We start from the raw sequence: 18107 nt of genomic DNA, 5'->3' as shown, positions 1-18107 counted from the left end.
TGAGCCTTATCCACACCTGCTTTCTTTGCAAGGTCAATCCATTCGAATATCTGACGGCACTGCAGAAAAACAGCGCTGATCTCTTTGCTCATCCGCACCGCTGGCTTCCTTGGAATTACAAGGAAAATTTCAGCCCAGCAACCTGCTGACCGAAATCCAGATTTAAAGAATCCCGCCGCATCATATCACACCTGATACCACCCGGATAGGCAGGCTTGCCGAAAGGACACGATTATTTGGGGTGAACCCGATGAAGACAAAGACACCGTCCGTGGGCAAGGTCCGCTGTGCACCGGTCTGGGTATCTTCAAGCACCACCGCATTCACCCCCTGGCTGTCCGCTTCGATGGACTTGACCACGGTATTGAGGATCAATTCGATTTTTTTCTGTTCCCTGATTCGCTCCTGCAGGATCATTCCTGCCCGCAGAGTGTCTCGACGGTGCACCAGGTACACTTTATTGGCCAGTTTGGCCAGATAGAGCGACTCTTCGGTGGCACTATCGCCGCCACCAACCACGACCACGGTTTTATCGCGGAAGAAGAATCCGTCACAAACCGCACAGTAGGAGACACCTTTGCCATAGTATTCCTGCTCTCCGGGCACGTTGAGCTTACGCGGGCTGCCGCCGGTGGCAATGATCACCGCATGGGTCCGAATGATGCGATCATCATCCAGACGCACGGTATGATATTCCAGCCCTGGCTCGACAGCCGTTACCTCCCGAGACAGAACCTCCAAGCCATAGGTCTGGGCATGGGTAAGAAAATTCTCGGCCAACTCCATACCGGCAATACGCTCCGTACCCGGCCAGTTTTCCACCACTTCAGTCAGCGCCATCTGACCGCCGACAGGTCCTTTTTCTATCAGGACCGCTTTAAGCACTGCCCGTTTCGCATAAATGCCGGCGGTAAAACCGCCGGGGCCGCCGCCGATAATAACCAGGTCGTACAGATCACTTGCTGTCATAATCTCATTTTTCATTAGTCAGGAGGAGTGTTGAATGCTGCATCATGTTGATGCAGTATAAGCATTGTTTACTTTTTCATGCAACGATCAGGAGGATGGAGCCCCTCATGGATCGATGCGGTACCGGTTCCCTTCAGCCCTGCCGCAGCGAAAGGGCAATCCTGTTGCGCTGGACATCGACTTCTACAACCCGGACCATAACCTGCTGGCGGACCTTGACGACCTCCGAAGGATCGCGGATATAACGGTCGGCCAACTGGCTGATGTGGATCAACCCGTCCTGATGCACGCCGATATCGACAAAGGCGCCGAATCTGGTCACGTTGGTGACCAGACCCGGCAACCGCATGCCCGGCTGCAGATCCTTGATACTGTTGATGTCGGCGGCGAAAGCAAATACACTGAACCCCGCCCGCGGGTCCCGGCCCGGTTTGGCAAGCTCGGTCAGGATATCGTGCAAGGTCGGCAGACCCACCGAATCAGTGACATACCGGCTGATCTCAATTTTTTCCCGAAACCTCTGCTGGTTGATGAGGTCAACAACCTGGCAGTCGCAATCCCGGGCCATCCGGGCAACAATCGAATAGCGTTCCGGATGGACGGCACTGGCATCCAGGGGATTTGCGGCATCCCGAATGCGCAGAAACCCGGCGCACTGCTCAAAGGCCTTGGCCCCCAGTCTGGGGACCCGCAGCAGCTGAGTTCTGCTTGTGAAGGAACCGTTCTCCTGACGATATCGGATAATATTTCCCGCCAGAACCGGCCCCAGGCCGGATACATGGGTCAGCAGTTCGGCACTGGCCGTATTGAGTTCCACCCCCACACTGTTGACGCAGCTTGCCACCGTTTCATCCAGACTTTTTTTCAAGGCCGTCTGGTTGACATCATGCTGGTACTGGCCGACCCCGATGGCTTTGGGGTCCAGCTTCACCAGTTCCGCCAGGGGATCCTGCAGTCGGCGGCCGATGGACACAGCACCGCGCACGGTGAGATCATGATCGGGAAACTCTGCCCTGGCTGTTGCAGATGCTGAATAAATGGAGGCCCCACTTTCATCGACCATGGTCACCATCGGTGCCGCCGGCAGGTCCAGGGATCGGATAAAAGACTCGGTTTCCCGCCCGGCGGTGCCATTACCGACGGCAATGGCATCAATCCGGTATTGTCGGCATAAGTCGACCACGATTGTGCCGGCCTCCTGCTTCTGCTTCTCGGAGTGGGTTGGATAGATGGTCGTATGGTGGAGCAGTTGCCCCTGCTCATCCAGACAGACCAGCTTGGCGCCGGTGCGGAACCCGGGGTCCAGGGCCAGGACCCGTTTCCGGCCCAGGGGTGGCGCGAGGAGGAGTTCGCGAAGGTTGTCGACAAAAACCTGGATAGCCTCCTGATCCGCCCGCATTTTCAGCTGGCTGCGCAGTTCATTTTCAAGTGAAGGTGCGAGCAATCGCCTGTAACTGTCCTCCACGGCCAGGTCCACCTGGACCGCCGCGGCCCCCTGCCCCCGGACATATCGTCTCCGCAGCAGGGACAACGCCGCCTCTTCAGGGGGACGGATCGAAAAAGTCAGCACCTTTTCGTTCTCGCCGCGCAGCATAGCCAGCAGACGATGCCCCGGTGTCCTGGCTGCCGGCTCCTGCCAGGCAAAATAGTCCCGGAAGGTACTCCCTGTTGCTTCTTTTTTTTTGACTACCCTGGAGACGATAACGGCCCTGTCGATAAAAAGATGCCGCAGAGCGCCCCGAGCCTCGGCATCTTCGCTGATCCATTCGGCGATGATGTCGCGGGCCCCGGCATAAGCTTCTTCGGCAGTAGCGACCCCCCCGGCCGGGTCAAGGTATGGTTGCGGTTCCAGCGGGCGGCGATCCTGGCGTAGAATATCCCGGGCCAACGGTTCAAGCCCTTTTTCCCTGGCAATGCTGCTTCTGGTTCGACGTTTGGGACGATGGGGGAGGTAGAGATCTTCGAGGGTCGACATATCCGCGGCTGCGGTGAGGGTCTGGTGCAGTTTGTCGTCCAGCAGTTCCCGTTCACTCAGGGAGACAAGAATTGCCTGCCGTCGTTTTTCAAGCTCGGCCAGCTGCAGCTGACGGTCCCGGATGGCGGTTATCCGCACTTCATCCAGCAGCCCGGTGGCCTCTTTTCGATACCTGGCGATGAAGGGCACGGTACTGCCCTGCTGCAGCAGCTCAACAACGGCTGCCACCTGATTGCTCTTGATGTTCAGTTCTCGGGCGATCTGTTCGTGAAATTGATGCATAGGTCTTGGTATATTTACTGATCAACGGCCGTGTCCATAAGACTTTAGATTTGCGGACAGACACTTTCGATGAAAAAAATATCTTATTTTTTCAAAATGATAGCTCTATCCTGGATCCCTGAGCGTTTGTCCGTGCGTCAGTTGTATTGCCTGTGACCGTTCGATGAAAGGACACTTTATTGGCCGGGTATGGCAATGAAGATGGTGTGCGGACGGATGCCCCGAAGGGCGGCTGGTGAAGGGCATCATCAAGGATACCACTGCAATTATAAATTGATGACAGCAAGATATACCCAAAAAAAGAGTCCAGCCGTCTCGGATTCAGGTCTTTGCATCCCATGGCGAATATGGTTTATTGCATACAAACGGTTTTCATGGACGAAGGCACGGATTCAGTTGCCAGGTCAGGCAGCCATTCGCCTGCAACCGAGCAAGGGTTGCGTTTTTCACTGCGGTCCATGGCGTGACCATCACCTATTTTTTGTCAGGGATACACGATGGGAAATCCTTTGCGGAACCAGTTGCTCAAGGCTGGACTGGTGAATACCAGACAAGTCAAGAAAGTTGAACATGAAAAGCATGTCAACCGCAAGAAGAACAAAGGGGACTTGGTACCACCGGCCGAGAGTGCTCTGCAGAAAGAGCAGGCAGCCCAGGCCCAGCGGACCAGGGAACTCAACCGCCAACGCGATGAGGAAAAACGCCTTCGCGAGCGAAAGGCTCAGGTCAGGCAACTCATAGAAACAAACCGTCTCGAACGGGACGGGCGTGGCGAGCCCTACCATTTTGTCGAGAACGGCAGAATCATGCGCATCATTGTTTCCCGGGAAATGGTCGACCAGCTCAGCCGCGGCCAACTGGGCATTGTCAAGCTCCATGATGCCTATGAAGTGGTGCCGGCCAAGGTCGCCCGGCAGATAGCCGAGCGTGACCAGCAAGCCCTGCTGCTTCTCCATGATCAGACCCTGAATCCCTCAAGGCGGGATCCTGCCTTGGACCCGGGCCCGTGAGCGTACCGACGGACGCCCCCGAAGAGTGGCTGGTGAAGGAGAATTGCCAAAAATATCGTCGTATTGTTAACCTGCTTACTGCAAGTTGAAGCAAAAACAAGCATCCAGCCGCCACGGATTCAGGATTCCGTCAGCAGATGGATACTGCAAGGGAGAGTATTGTGATGAGAAACATACTGGTGCTGACCCTCCTGCTGCTTTTTGGCGGCTGTTCGCCAGGAGTCTCCGGTCACAGCGACTTCATCGACGCTGTGCAGCAACGCGCCGTGCCAATTGAGAGCGATGCTGATCTGGACCGGATCGCTGCCGCTGTTCCCAACAGCAGGCTGATTCTGATCGGTGAATCAACGCACGGGACAGCGGAATTTTATCGAAAACGAGCGGAAATCACCAAGAGGCTGATAGAGAGAGGCGACATTTCTTTTGTGGCGGTGGAAGGCGACTGGGCTGCCCTCCACAGATTGAATACCCATGTCAAATCCGACCTTGCCGGCGAGGAGCAAGACCTATCGGTTCTGCTGGAACAATTGACCAGATGGCCCCAATGGATGTGGGCCAACGAAGAGGTCAAGGAATTTCTCGTGTGGCTGCAGGCCCATAATGCCCGGCTTCCTCACGCGCAGAGGATCGGTTTTTATGGCATGGACGTGTACGGTCAATGGGAGTCCCTGGACATGCTGCTGCTGTATCTGCGGGAGCATGCCGGCGATCATTTTTCAGACCTGGAAGAAAAAGCCGCCTGCTTCACCACCTATGGCAGAAACGAATGGGTCTATGGCCGGGCCGCGGCCGCGGGCAGGATTTCATGCCGGCAGGAAATTCAGGATCTTGTCGCCTACCTCGATTCTGCAGGCGAGGAACTGGCCTCCCTGGATGCCGACGCCTATTTTGCCGCCCTGCAGAACGCCTATGTCGTTCAGAATGCGGAGGCGTACTTCAGGCTCGCCGTCCAGGGTGGACCAGAGGCATGGAACAGCAGAGTCTCCCATATGAACGACACGGTCAACAAACTGCTGGCACGGTACGGCAACGACTCGAGAGGTGTTGTCTGGGCCCACAACACCCATGTCGGCGACGCCCGGGCAACCCGGATGGCGGAACAGGGTCTGGTCAATATCGGTACACTCAGCAGGAAGGAGCAGGGACGCGACCAGGTGTACAGTATCGGGTTTTCCACCTACACCGGCAGGGTGATGGCCGGTTCGAGCTGGGGTTCTCCGGCCATGCGCATGGAGGTTCCCCGGGGTATGCCAGGAAGCCTTGAAGCCAAGCTCAACGCCACCGGTCTGGAAAAATTCTACCTGCTCTTCGACGAGGACGACAGAGCACCGACGGGAGCTTTCCTCAAACCCCTGGGCCACCGGGCCATAGGTGTAGTGTACAATCCGAGGAATGAACAGGGCAATTATGTGCCTACTGTCGTTCCCGAACGATATGACATGCTGATCTTTATCAGGGAAACCGACACGGTCACCCCTCTTGGCGATTGACCGCCACAAGTCATTGCCATATCGTGGCGCAGTGTGTATTGTCTGCGCCGAAGTACAACGACCTGAAGACAACATCCTGAATCCGTGACGGCCGGACTTTTGTTTTGATTATAGCTAGCTGTAATCAGATTATAATTGCAGCTGAATCCTTGATAATAATTTTCACCAGCCGCCCTGCGGGGCGCCCGTCCGCACGCCATCTTCATTGCCCGTAACCGTCCGATAAAGTTTACTTTAATCGAACGGTCACAGACAATGAAGCTAACACACGGACGAACGCTCACGGATTCAGGAATATTTCACAAGGAGACTGAATGCAATTTGACCAGCTGGCCCTGCCGGAACCCCTCCGAAAGGGTATTGTCGAGGCTGAATTCACCGAATGTACCCCCATCCAGGAACTGACGCTGCCTCTCACCCTCAAGGGCAAGGACGTGGCGGGTCAGGGCCAGACCGGTACCGGCAAGACCGCGGCCTTTCTCATAACGCTTTTCAACCGGCTGTTGACCAACACCACAGTGACAGGCAATCATGCTCGCGCCTTGATTCTCGCCCCGACCAGAGAACTGGTCGTGCAGATCGAACACGATGCCAGGCTGCTGGGAATGCATTGCGGTTTTTCCATCCAGGCTGTTTATGGCGGGGTAGATTACGCCAGGCAACGCGAGGGCCTGCGCCAGGGCGCTGATATCATCATCGCCACCCCGGGCCGTTTGATCGATTACCTCAAGCAGAAGGTGTTCAGTCTCAGCGCGGTTGAGATGCTGGTCATCGATGAGGCCGACAGAATGTTTGACATGGGCTTTATAGCCGATCTGCGCTTTATCCTCCGCCGCCTGCCTCCCTTTGACAAGCGCCAGAACCTCCTGTTCTCCGCGACCCTGAATCACCGGGTCATGGAACTGGCCTATGAATTCATGAATGTCCCGGAAAAGATCAGCGTTTCCGGAGAGCGGATCACAGCGGATGCGATTGAGCAGGTGCTGTACCATGTTTCCCGCCGGGAAAAATTCCCCCTGCTGTTGGGTCTTCTCCGTCGTGACAGCATGACCCGCACCATTATTTTCACCAACACCAAACGGGAAGGCGAACACCTGCATGCCCGCATGAACGCCAACGGTTTTCCCTGTCGTCTCATTTCCGGCGATGTTGCCCAGGAAAAACGCCTGCGGATCATGAAGGCCTTCAAGGAAGGCAGTCTGCCTATTCTCATCGCCACTGATGTCGCTTCCCGGGGGCTGCATATCGAGGGCGTGACCCACGTGATCAATTACGATCTGCCCGAAGATCGGGAAGATTATGTCCACCGCATCGGCAGGACCGCCCGGGCCGGAGCCAAAGGCAAGGCTATTTCCTTTGCCGATGAGATCGGTGCCTTGAGCCTGGAAGATATCGAAGAATATATCCGCTATAAAATTCCGGTGGAATGGCCTGAAGAGGAACTGTTCGTCTCGGACTTCAAACGAGCCGCAAAACCGAAACACACCACCAAGCCGGGAAAAGGAACACGGGCCCCACGGAAAAGAAACCGGCCTGTTTCCAGATAACGTCACACCTCCCGCTTCCTTTCCCATCTGACAGACTACTGCCTGTCCAGCTCCCGACTCGTCTCACCCTGCGCCCCATGCGCAGGGTGAGAACCAAACATTCCCGGAAATAATCAAAACCTTTATCTCTATTTTTCTGAAAACGTTGACGTTTTTATTGTTTTTGCCTACAGTTAAGACAAATTTTCAGGCGCGGTGACAATCCTGTTCGAGCCGCTGACCGCCAGTGCAGGATGCTCCTGCTTCGTTGCCTGAATCCTGAATCCGTGACGGCTGGACGATTTTTTTGGTATATCTTGCTGTAAGCATATTATAGTTGTTGCTAAACCTTTGAAAAAAACTTTCACCAGCAACCCTTCGGGGCATTCGCTCACGGATTCAGGAAAATGTCTCGAGCTTCCTGACTGTCCGGCGACCCTGATGCAGGATCGTCACCTCTTTCAGGAAGAACAATCCCAGGCGGCTGTTGACCATGCCCACCCACATTCCGGGAGCCCACCATGATCCAACTGATTGAATCTGATATTACCACCCTCAAGGTTGATGCCATCGTCAACGCAGCCAACGAAACTCTGCTCGGCGGCGGTGGTGTCGACGGCGCCATCCACCGGGCCGCCGGCCCTGAGTTGCTGGCGGAATGCCGAACCATTGGTGGCTGCAAGACCGGGCAGGCGGTGATAACCAAGGGGTACAATCTGCCGGCCCGACACGTGATCCACACAGTGGGCCCGGTATGGCAGGGCGGCAACAACAATGAACCGGCCCTGCTGGCGAGCTGTTACCGGAACTGCCTGGAGTTGGCGGTCCGCAACAACATCCAGTCCATAGCCTTTCCGGCCATCAGTTGCGGTGCCTACGGATTCCCCTTCGATGAAGCTGCCGATGTAGCCCTGGACACCATCCAATCCTTTATCGACAAACACGGCAAACCAAAGGAAGTCTTCATCGTCTGCTTTCAGCCCCAGGTCAAATTCGCCTTTGCCCAGGCCATGCATAGTCTGGGCTGAGAGGGTGGGCACCTTTGTCGTATTGCTCCATGCTCAACCAGAGCCTGTTTCGACAGCAACGTGTTCCGCGGGCAACGGAACGCGACAATAACCGATCAAGGGCCGGTTCCATCGGCCTCCCCTTCCATCCAGGCAAGGAGTTGCCATGCGCATAGGAATCGATATCGGCGGCACCCACACCGACTCCGTTCTCATCGACGGGACCAGATTGATCGCTGCTGCCAAGGCTCCCACCAATCATGACAATCTGCTGGAATCGATTAATCAGGTTCTGCATATAGTTCTCGCCGGTCAGGACGCGACAAGGGTCGAGACCCTGAATCTGAGCACGACCCTGAGTACCAATGCCATCGTGACTGGTAATACCGATCCCGTCGGGGTGCTGGTGGCAGGGGGGCCCGGGATCGCCGTGGACACTTACCGGATCGGCGATCACTTCCATATCATACCCGGCAGCCTCGATCACATCGGCACGGAAACCGCACCGCTGGACGAGACGATACTGAAGGAGGCCATTGACGCCTGCTTGACCCAGGGAGTGAAGTTTTTTGCGGTAGCCGCCAAATTTTCTCCGCGTAATCCTGCATCGGAAAACCGGATGCGGGAACAATTGGGCGAACGGGCTGATTTTATTTCAACCGGCCACCTGGTCTCGGGGCAGCTCAATTTCGGTCGCCGCATCCATACCGCCTACTATAACTCCGCGGTGTGGAAAACCTTCCGCTCCTTTTCCACCGCCCTGGCCGCCAGTCTCCGCGGCTTAACCCTCCAGGCCGAGGTCAACATCCTCAAGGCGGACGGCGGCACCATGCCTCTGACCCGTGCCCTGGAAACACCCGTGCAATCGATCTTTTCCGGTCCGGCAGCTTCGGTCATGGGCATCATGGCCACCACCCAGGCCACCTCCGACCTGATCATGCTTGATATCGGTGGCACGACTACGGATATCGCCCTGTTTGCTGGCGGTCAACCGCTCCTGGAGCGGGAAGGCATCGCCATCAACAATCATCCCACCCTGGTGCGGGCGATTCACGTCGAATCCATCGGCATCGGCGGCGATTCGCTGCTCAGTGTCGGCAAGAGCGGTGTCCGTACCGGACCGCATCGTCTCGGCCCCTGCCTGGCCAACGGCGGACCGGCGGCCACCCTGATGGATGCCTGCAATGTTCTTGGCCTGGCGCAATTGGGTGATGTTTCCCTTTCCCATGATGGCCTCAAAGCCCTGGCCGCGGATTACGGTATGGACAGCCGGCAATTGGCCTCCGAAGCGGTTGATGCTGCCGTCAACGCCATAGCCGCCAAAATTGAAGCCCTGATTGCCCTGGTCAATTCGAAACCCGTGTACACTATCCACGAGATACTTGAGGAAAGAGATATATCTCCACGAAAAATCATTGTTATAGGAGGTCCTGCGTCCGTGTTCAAGGGTGTCCTTGAAGACCGGCTGGGAATGGACGTCGAAGTGCCGACCCTGTACGGAGTGGTCAACGCCATTGGCGCCGCCCTGACCCGCACCACCAGCCACCTGACCTTGACCGCGGATACGGCCAAAGGAAAGGTTTCCGCGCCCATGCTCGGTGTTTTTCGCTCGATCCCCAGGAGCTACTCCCTGGACGAGGCAGTCGAAGAAGCCAGGAATCTGCTGGCAAACGACCTGGCTCAGGCCGGCGTCTCTCTGCCCGCGGACGAAATTCAGATTACCCAGGCGGATTCCTTCAACATGGTGGACGGTTCCTATACCAGCGGCAGAAACATCCGGGTGGTCGCCCAGGTGCAACCGGCGGTCATCGCCCGGCTGAACAGTGACAGTGCCGTTGATATCCAGATGGCGGCGACCCGCTGAAAGGCCGTGCAGTATCCGCCAGCCCCGATCAATCAGCTATCCCGAGAGACCATACGACCATGCTGAAAGCTACTTCTTCCCTAGGAGTTATTTTTTTCCCTGCCTATGACTGGGCAATTTCCTCATCCCATCCCGAAAGGGAAGAACGATTGCTGTACACCCAGGATCAGTTTCGCGAGGAGGGATTGTTTGATATCGAGGGCATCAGCGAGCATCGCCCCCTCCGGGCCAAGGACCAGGACATCCTCCGCACGCACTTCTGTTTTCCCTCGGTGGATCGCATCTGTACCGAATCGCATCGGATATCGGCAGGAGGTGCCATCCAGGCGGCTAAACTGGTGATGGAGCAGAAAACCCGCAGGGCCTTTGCCCTGGTCCGCCCACCCGGTCACCATGCCATGAAGGTAGTGCATGGTAATCGCGGTTTCTGTAATATCAATATCGAGGCGGTGATGGTCGAGTGGATCCGTGAACGGTACGGTCGCAAGCGCATTGCCATTGTCGATACCGACTGTCATCATGGTGACGGCACCCAGGATGTCTACTGGCACGACCCGGATATTCTCTTCATCTCCATCCATCAGGATGGCCGCACTCTGTATCCGGGCTCAGGATTTCCCGAGGAGAACGGCGGCCCGAGAGCACTGGGACGAACTATCAACATTCCTCTGCCGCCGCGCACTTCCGATACAGGTTATCTCCATGCCCTGGAAAACGTGGTTCTTCCCATTCTCGCCGACTTCAAACCGGATCTGGTGATCAATTCAGCCGGTCAGGACAACCATTACTCCGACCCCATCACCAACATGCAGTTCTCCGCCCAGGGATACGCCCGACTCAACGATCTGCTCAAACCCGACATCGCTGTTCTCGAAGGCGGGTATTCGATCAAGGGCGCCCTGCCCTATGTCAACCTGGGGATATGTCTGGCCATGGCCGGCTGCGATTATTCAGCCGTCCGTGAACCGGATTACCACGCCGACCTGCTGCGGGAAGAACCTGAAACCCTCGAGTACATCAAACAACTCTGCGGTCATTTGACGGATACGTATTTCCATCCGCAACCAGGGGACTTCAAAAAAGAAGGGGAGTATTTCATCCGCGAACGGAAAATCTATTACGATACCGAAGGCATTCTCGAAAAACAGCGGGAGGCATTAAAGGACTGTGACCAGTGCCGGGGTGTCCGCCTGATCCAGACCAGCTCAAGTCATATCAGCACCTGCCTGGGCATCGAACTGCCCATTGACTGCTGCCCTGCCTGTGAACAGGAAGGCTACGACGCTTTTCAACGAACCGACGACGACTACATCATCGTGCAGATCCTTGACCAGAAAAACAAACAGTATCGCTACCGACCCGGAAAATAACCCTGCCGCCTGGTTACAGACAAGGGCGGTTCACAGAGTACGCAATTTCAAGTACCCATACGGCAGAAGGTGGCGGCCCGCATACAAGGGTTTTAGCGGTCAGCGAAGTCAGATATACCCAAAAAAAAGAGCCCCCGTCACGGATTCAGGAATTCAGGAGCGTGAGAAACCACCCAGGTACAAGCCTGATTGGTTTCTTTACCCTTCTTTCAGGCCACTGGCCGATGCCAGCAACTGCAGAATCTCTTCATTGTCGGGTATATCCGCCATCGAATGACCGTAGTGCACAAATCGCAGCAGGCCGGATGCATCAATCAACATGAGGGCCGGCATCCGCCCGAGTTTGAACAACCGCACTTCCTGACCATAGAGGCTGAGCACTGTCTGCTCCGGATCGGGCAACCCGATAAAAGGCAGTTGCTCCTCCTGCCAATAGCGACGAAACGATTCCGCTGTCTCCGGGCCGACCACCACGATCTCAGCCCCCATCTCCACGAAACGCTCATAATCCTGGCGCAACTGCGCCATGTGCCTGCGGCAGAAAGGTCACAAAAAACCGCGATTAAACACCACCACCACATGCCTGTGCCCGAAAAAATCGCTTAAGGTCACTGTGCGGCCCTGCAGATCGGGCAGGGAAAAATCGGGTGCCTGGGTGTTGACCTGGACTCTGGGCATAACCGGGCCTCCTTAACCTTGACAACAGGGTTACTGTTTGATTTTTTATTATACTGTACTCAGGGTAAAATTGTGGAAACACTTTTCTGATACACCTGCACCTGCCCTCCTTCGGGGCGGCCGTTCGCACGCGTTCTTCATTGCCCGTACGTTTCCAGCTTTTTTTTACCTGACCAGCTGCACGACATAAGGCAGAAAGACCAGCAGCCCGATCAGCACTGCTCCGCAGGCGGTCACCAGAACCCCAAAGGCGGCCACATCCTTGACCGCCCCGATCTCTTGACGCCACTGCGGGGAAACCACATCGGCCAGCAGTTCAACCGCCGTATTCACTGACTCCATGGCCCAGACCGAGCCGATGGCGACCACGAGCAGCGCCCATTCGAGCCGGGATACCCCTAAAACCAACCCCGTTATCAGGACCAGCAGCGTGGCAACGGCATGAATCCAGGCATTGTGCTGGGTGGCCAGCAGGATGCGGCCGCCCTTGAAAGCATAAATGAAACTTTCTGCCCGCTTGCGCAGTGAAAATGGAGGCATCAGAGGACAGGGACCGGCTGGTTGCTGCTCCTCACAACCTCCCCTCCCCCGCCGAGATCAGTTCCCAGAAAGGATAATCCGTGTACCCCCGCTCTCCCGGGGTATAAAAAGTGGCGGCGTCGGGCTCATTCAGCGGTGCCCCCGCCCTGATCCGTGTCGGCAGATCCGGGTTGGCCAGGAAAGCGGTGCCAAAGGCCACGGCATCCACCGTGCCGGCGGCAATGGCGGCTTCCGCCTCCTCGGGAGAATACCCCATGTTGCCGATGAGTACCCCATGAAAGCGTTCCCGCACCGGGGTCAGCACGTCCCCCTGCTGCCGGCCGAAAAAATCACCTCGCATCATATGCAGGTAAGCCAGATTGCATGCATTGAGACGATCAGCCAGCCAGGCGGCCAGGCTGATCGGATCACTGTCTTCCATGTCGTTGTAGCTGTTGAGGGGTGAAAGCCGCAGGCCAACCCGATCGCTGCCCCAGACTCCGTTGACCGCCTCAAGGACTTCCAAAAGCAGTCGGGCACGCTTGGCAATCGGACCGCCATAGGGGCCGGTTCGCTTGTTGCAGCCGTCGCGGAGAAACTGGTCAAGGAGATACCCATTGGCGCTATGCACCTCGATGCCGTCAAAACCCGCGGCCTTGGCGTTTTCCGCTGCCTTCCTGAACCCGGCGACAACAGCGGGTATTTCATTGTCGTTCAATTCCCGGGGGACCACATACGGTTGTTTGCCTTCCGGTGTCAGCACCTCCTCGCCGGTAATGGCCAGGGGGCTGGCTGACACCGGCACTGCACCGTTGTTGAACAAGGGATGACAGGCCCGGCCGCCGTGCCAGATCTGCAGAAAAATATGGCCACCGGCTCTATGAACCGCCTCGGTGGTCAATCGCCACCCTTCGACCTGGGCCTGTGAATAGATACCGGGTTCTCTCCAGAAGGCCGAATTGCCGGCCATGGCCATGGTTGCCTCGGCAATGAGTAATCCCCCCTCGGCTCGCTGGGCATAATACTCGGCCATGAGTGCGGTGGGTATATGATCGACTTCCGTACGGCATCGAGTCAGCGGTGCCATGAAGATACGATTGGGGAGAGTCAAGGGACCCAGTTGCAGGGGTTGAAAAAGGTGATTCATGGTTTGCTTCTCCTCATCGTCATGGGAATGGTAACAAACTTTCAGGACAGGCGGTCTTTTACTCGCACCCATGGAAAGGTCAGCGCGCGTGTATCCGGTGAAAAGAATATCTTTACACCTCAACCGATAATCAGATACAACATAAATGGAACCTACTGTGTGAGGTTTCCGAAGTCGACATTGTTCCTGAAATTGTATGCATATTGCCATGGGAACAGTTCCAGTTTCCAGGCCTGACCGCATTTCACCGACATTCGGTGAGATTTTACCACCGCCTGAATCCGTGACGGCCGTGACACTTTTTCGGGATACATCGTACTGTAATCACATTATAATTGCTGCAAAATCCTTGATAATAACGGTCTTGGTGACATCGGAAGATCACCTGTCCGGCGCCATTTGAACGGGCCTTTTTGTGATCAACAGGCCTGTACTTAGTTCACTCTATCCAGACCAGCTCAGCATGGCAAATAAACACACTTTTGTTGCTTTGCTCAAAAAACACATCGAATCAGAGCGTCTTACCTTGCCGATTTTTGATGCGGTCTCTTTAAAAATTCAACTTGAATTGGTCAAAAAAGAGCCCAACCTCCGGGTTATTGAAAGACTGATCATCGCCGACCAGGCACTCTCCAGCCACCTGATAAGGATTGCCAATTCTGTTCAATACCAAGGCCTTGTTCCAACCAAAACGGTAAAAGCCGCCATTATCAGAATCGGCATGCTGGAAGTTGCCAGGATTGTTTCCGCTGATATTCACAAAAAGAAAGCCAGGGCGCATGACAGCCAGATAGATGCCATTATGAAAAAATTATGGCAACATTCCGTGGGGTGTGCCTTTGCCGCGGCTTTCCTTTCCAGGCGCCTTGACTTTGGGATCATGCGGGATGAAGCTTTTTTTGCCGCTCTGTTTCACGATGTCGGCAAACTTTTGATACTGAAAGTGATTGATGAAATAAAGCAGAAAGGAAAAGCCATCAGCCTCAACAATGACCTTCTGTTCAACGCCTTAGATAAACTCCACGCGGAACAGGGATATCTCCTCTTGCAGCGGATCAAGATGCCACCGTTGTTTGCAGCTGTAGCCAGGGATCACCACCTGCTGGATTATGATCGAAACAACTATATTCTGGTCCTGGTGAAGATGGCCAATACTTTTTGTCACTGGCTGGGTATCGGATTGATCAACGATCCAGCCATCGATATTCTCAAAACTGAAGAAGCTGTGCGACTTAACCTGTCAACTACGGACCTGACAGCTCTGAAAGAGTTCCTTGAAACCACTCCCGGCCTGTTGTCGACAGATCGCGATCAAGTCCTTGAGGCACAACAATCCACGCAGTCTGCTTCATAAAATTCTCGCCTGCCCACCGGGCAGACCACAGGGGGTTATCATCCTTGATAGACGCAACGTACAAGATCAGTCATTTCGTACTCAATTTGGTGTTCCTGCAACATAGTAATAATTTTGACAAGTTGTTCCTGGCTGGATATTTCCACGGCCAGGCCCTGGTCGTCCTGCCTGAACTGATAACCGTTGATCTCAAGGGCCCGAGCCATTTCCGGTAAACCGTTAACCACCAGCCCCATACGGGAAAAGTCATTCATGTAAAAAAGTGGCCAATCATCATGACAGGCGATCTGCCTCCCCTTTGCGACCATCGATAACACACCCATTTGGCTCTCCTTTCATAGCGGCTGCATGCCCATGCAACTCACGTGATACCTCTGTTTAGTATTCATTTTGTTCCGAATGACACTACCAACCTGACTGTTTGCCCCGCGGGTCACCGAAACAAACTATTTGAGAAAGATAACTATTAAGAGAAAAAAAGCAAGCCTCTGCGCGCCGATTGTTACTTTTCCATAAAAGACAGCATGAGGCAGTTGACGGTGGAAGCAACAAGAGGTAGGAGCTTTGAAAAAAATATCAACCGGTTCGCACTCATGTCATAGTTTGGACCGCACGGTCGAGCATGGTCGGCAACCCGCCCTGCTCCTCCGGAGAGAACCCAAAAACCTGTTCCCAGATTGTATCGTTTTCCATACAGAAATAAATACAGGTACGGGGGTCGGCAAATAGCCGTAACTCTTTGACAATATATTGATACATAGCCACCCGCTCGGTACGGAAATACCGGCGTTTGCCATCCAGTCCGTCGATGAATTCCTGGTAGAACATTCTCGTGGCGGGAAAACGTTCAGTTGCTATGGATTTAAGTGCCGGCAGGTAGCGGAGCGCCCCCAGACTGATCCAGGCAATAGCCTCAGCCGGCACCGTGGCGAACAGCCGGCGGATCGTCGAGCGGTAGCCCTCCTGCCAGCCCGGATGAAGGATAATCGGATCAAAATGAAAAGCCAGCCTGTATCCCCATTCAGCACAGCGTACCGCCGCCTGCAGGCGTTCCTCCAGGGTGGCGGTCCGTATCTCTTCCCCGGCCATAATCTCCGGAGTGTTCAACGACCAGGCAATCAGAGTCCGCCCCTGGTGATCGAGCCCCTGGAGATTGTCAATACTGACACTTTTTGATTTAAGTTCAAGGATCGCATTGCCTCGACCGGCCATGTATCTGACCAGGCGGGGACTGAGGTGGGTCAAACTGTCCAAAGCCAGACTGTCGGTGAACTCTCCTGTACCTATGCGAAAAAAACGGTCCGGTTCCCTATCCAGAGCCTGATCGAGTTCGGCGAACAGGTCTTGGATATTGACGAAAAAGCTGAGCCAGGGATTGTTGAGATAGGCCTGGAGGATACAGTACACACAATCCATGGGGCAGTTCATGCCGATATTGAGTACCTGATACTCGCAGCAGCGATACACCCGGGTGGCTGGACAGGGTTTGAAAAAGGCCCCCCGGTTACGACAGAGAAAAAGATGACGCTTGCCAACCCCGAGATTGCCGGGATATGCACCGGCAAGGGTCGGTGTGCCCCGTTCACCGACAACCGTCACCGGCAGGTTGGCACGGGAGATGATCTCGCGGGTATAGTCCAGATCAAGGCAGTCCTCCGCCACATGGAGCCGAGTGAGATAGCGGACCGGATCGCCGTAGGATGGAACCTGTTTCAAGTCGATTATTCCGGTTGAGGGTGATTTTGAGCTGCTAAAGCCAGATAAGACGCTCCTTCATCAGGTCGACCGTGTTTACAGCACCCCTGGCCATATATCATGCATTTACGTACCAGTTCGTTCTGGACCAGCCGACGCTGTTCGGGGTCGAGTACACCGCTTGCCAGTATTTTTCTTAAAGAATGGATTCGATGGACATCCATGCCCAGGCGATGTATTGCAGAAAGCTGATCCGGCCGCCCACCACTTTTGGCAGTGAGTGCATGGCTTACCAGCAAAAACATCTCCCGACGGCCGACCCGCAGCCAGAGATCATAATCTTCACAACAGGGCAGCTGCTCGTCAAACAGACCATACCGATCGAAAAGATCGCGCCGGACCATGACCGTGGACATGCCGACAACACACATACGCAGGCTGGCAGCGAAAATATCGCCATGGGGTGGGTCGTGTTTCTTTTTCTGATTCACCCGTTGCCCCCGGCGGTACCAGATCTCCCGGGTGTGTGAGATCGTGTATCGAGGAGCGGCAGCCATGGCGGCCTGTTGCAGGCCCAGCTTGTCGGGCAGCCACCAGTCATCGGAATCGAGAAAAGCCAGCAGTGATCCCGTTGCGGTCTGGATGCCAAGGTTGCGGGCCGCGGCTGCCCCCCGGTTCTCCTGGGTTAGATATCGGATTGGTACCGTGGCCCCGACAGAAAGACGGGCAACCATTTCGGCTGTAGTATCGTTGGAACCGTCGTCAACGATAATCAGCTCGCAGCAGGGGTGGCGTTGAGCAAGCACGGACCGGATGGCCCGCTCGAGAAGTACCACCCTGTTGTAGGTCGGGATTATAACGGAAATCAAAAAAAAGTACCTGCATCAACTCCTGCTCGGGGATACACTCCATGATCGGGGCAACCAATTTCCTGGATCCGTGAGTGTTCGTCCGTACGTCAGCTTTACTGTCTGTGACCGTTCGATGAAAGTACACTTTATCGGACGGTTACGGGCTATCAAGATGGCGTGCGGACGGATATCCCGAAGGGCGGCTGGTGAAAGTTGTTGGCAAGGATTCCTCGGCAATTAAAAGATAATTACAACAAGATATATCCAATACAAGCACCCAGCCACCACGGATTCAGGAATTTATTATGGCGGTTTGCCGGTGGTATAGTATAGTTACCTGCTCATTCCATGAAACATTATGCGCCGGACA

Annotated in this window: 15 protein-coding genes; 7 read left to right on the top strand and 8 right to left on the bottom strand. The window is 55.2% G+C overall.

Going from position 1 to position 18107, the window contains the following annotated elements; all coding sequences use genetic code 11:
• Positions 1 to 180: 180 nt before the first annotated feature.
• Together JWG43_RS14300 and JWG43_RS14295 are read right to left on the bottom strand one after the other, a co-directional pair.
• The gene (locus JWG43_RS14300; protein ID WP_240193605.1) at positions 181 to 969 is read right to left on the bottom strand and encodes an NAD(P)/FAD-dependent oxidoreductase; all 789 of its coding nucleotides are present in this window, start codon (positions 967 to 969) and stop codon (positions 181 to 183) included.
• A gap of 133 nt (positions 970 to 1102) precedes the next feature.
• Positions 1103 to 3226, bottom strand: a complete 2124-nt coding sequence (locus tag JWG43_RS14295; RefSeq protein ID WP_205243627.1) for a Tex family protein — start codon at positions 3224 to 3226, stop codon at positions 1103 to 1105.
• Positions 3227 to 3723: 497 nt separating this feature from the next.
• Here JWG43_RS14295 and JWG43_RS14290 point away from each other — a divergent pair, with 497 nt between their 5' ends.
• The 6 genes from JWG43_RS14290 to JWG43_RS14265 all read left to right on the top strand — a co-directional run bounded on the left by JWG43_RS14290 (position 3724) and on the right by JWG43_RS14265 (position 11493).
• Entirely contained in the window at positions 3724 to 4236 is a 513-nt protein-coding gene (locus JWG43_RS14290; RefSeq protein ID WP_205243626.1) for a DUF2058 domain-containing protein, read from the top strand.
• 164 nt (positions 4237 to 4400) lie between these two features.
• Positions 4401 to 5726, top strand: a complete 1326-nt coding sequence (locus JWG43_RS14285; RefSeq protein WP_205243625.1) for an erythromycin esterase family protein — start codon at positions 4401 to 4403, stop codon at positions 5724 to 5726.
• Between the two features lie 314 nt (positions 5727 to 6040).
• On the top strand, positions 6041 to 7273 hold the full coding sequence (locus tag JWG43_RS14280) for a DEAD/DEAH box helicase (protein WP_205243624.1): 1233 nt from the start codon (positions 6041 to 6043) through the stop codon (positions 7271 to 7273).
• A gap of 500 nt (positions 7274 to 7773) precedes the next feature.
• A complete protein-coding gene (locus JWG43_RS14275) occupies positions 7774 to 8280 on the top strand; it encodes an O-acetyl-ADP-ribose deacetylase (RefSeq protein WP_205243623.1) in 507 nt (168 codons plus the stop codon).
• Between the two features lie 145 nt (positions 8281 to 8425).
• The gene (locus JWG43_RS14270; RefSeq protein WP_205243622.1) at positions 8426 to 10123 is read left to right on the top strand and encodes a hydantoinase/oxoprolinase family protein; all 1698 of its coding nucleotides are present in this window, start codon (positions 8426 to 8428) and stop codon (positions 10121 to 10123) included.
• Positions 10124 to 10182: 59 nt separating this feature from the next.
• Positions 10183 to 11493 carry a histone deacetylase family protein gene (locus JWG43_RS14265; protein ID WP_205243621.1) on the top strand — a complete coding sequence of 437 codons (1311 nt, stop codon included), beginning with the start codon at positions 10183 to 10185 and terminating at the stop codon, positions 11491 to 11493.
• Positions 11494 to 11691: 198 nt separating this feature from the next.
• On the opposite strand, the gene JWG43_RS14260 is transcribed toward JWG43_RS14265, so the two are convergent.
• From JWG43_RS14260 to JWG43_RS14245, 3 genes are all read right to left on the bottom strand, one after another.
• A complete protein-coding gene (locus JWG43_RS14260; protein ID WP_240193604.1) occupies positions 11692 to 12171 on the bottom strand; it encodes a peroxiredoxin family protein in 480 nt (159 codons plus the stop codon).
• A 165-nt stretch (positions 12172 to 12336) separates the two neighbouring features.
• Positions 12337 to 12711, bottom strand: coding sequence for a diacylglycerol kinase family protein (locus JWG43_RS14250; RefSeq protein WP_205243618.1), 375 nt, complete (start codon positions 12709 to 12711; stop codon positions 12337 to 12339).
• Between the two features lie 31 nt (positions 12712 to 12742).
• Positions 12743 to 13837, bottom strand: coding sequence for an alkene reductase (locus JWG43_RS14245; protein WP_205243617.1), 1095 nt, complete (start codon positions 13835 to 13837; stop codon positions 12743 to 12745).
• 463 nt (positions 13838 to 14300) lie between these two features.
• Between JWG43_RS14245 and JWG43_RS14240 the strand changes: the two genes are divergently transcribed.
• Positions 14301 to 15191 (top strand): HDOD domain-containing protein, encoded by an 891-nt coding sequence (locus JWG43_RS14240; protein ID WP_205243616.1) that lies wholly within the window; start codon positions 14301 to 14303, stop codon positions 15189 to 15191.
• A gap of 38 nt (positions 15192 to 15229) precedes the next feature.
• On the opposite strand, the gene JWG43_RS14235 is transcribed toward JWG43_RS14240, so the two are convergent.
• From JWG43_RS14235 to JWG43_RS14225, 3 genes are all read right to left on the bottom strand, one after another.
• Positions 15230 to 15514: a hypothetical protein gene (locus JWG43_RS14235; protein WP_205243615.1), complete on the bottom strand. Its 285-nt coding sequence runs from the start codon at positions 15512 to 15514 to the stop codon at positions 15230 to 15232.
• 268 nt (positions 15515 to 15782) lie between these two features.
• A complete protein-coding gene (locus tag JWG43_RS14230; protein ID WP_205243614.1) occupies positions 15783 to 16907 on the bottom strand; it encodes an SPL family radical SAM protein in 1125 nt (374 codons plus the stop codon).
• A 5-nt stretch (positions 16908 to 16912) separates the two neighbouring features.
• Complete coding sequence (locus JWG43_RS14225; RefSeq protein ID WP_205243613.1) at positions 16913 to 17755, bottom strand: glycosyltransferase family 2 protein; 843 nt, start codon at positions 17753 to 17755, stop codon at positions 16913 to 16915.
• Between the last annotated feature and the right edge of the window lie 352 nt (positions 17756 to 18107).

The organism is Desulfobulbus alkaliphilus (assembly GCF_016918545.1).
Lineage (GTDB): Bacteria > Desulfobacterota > Desulfobulbia > Desulfobulbales > Desulfobulbaceae > Desulfobulbus > Desulfobulbus alkaliphilus.
The sequence above is the reverse complement of the archived record's forward strand: the minus strand, read 5'-3'. Positions and strand labels throughout refer to the sequence as shown.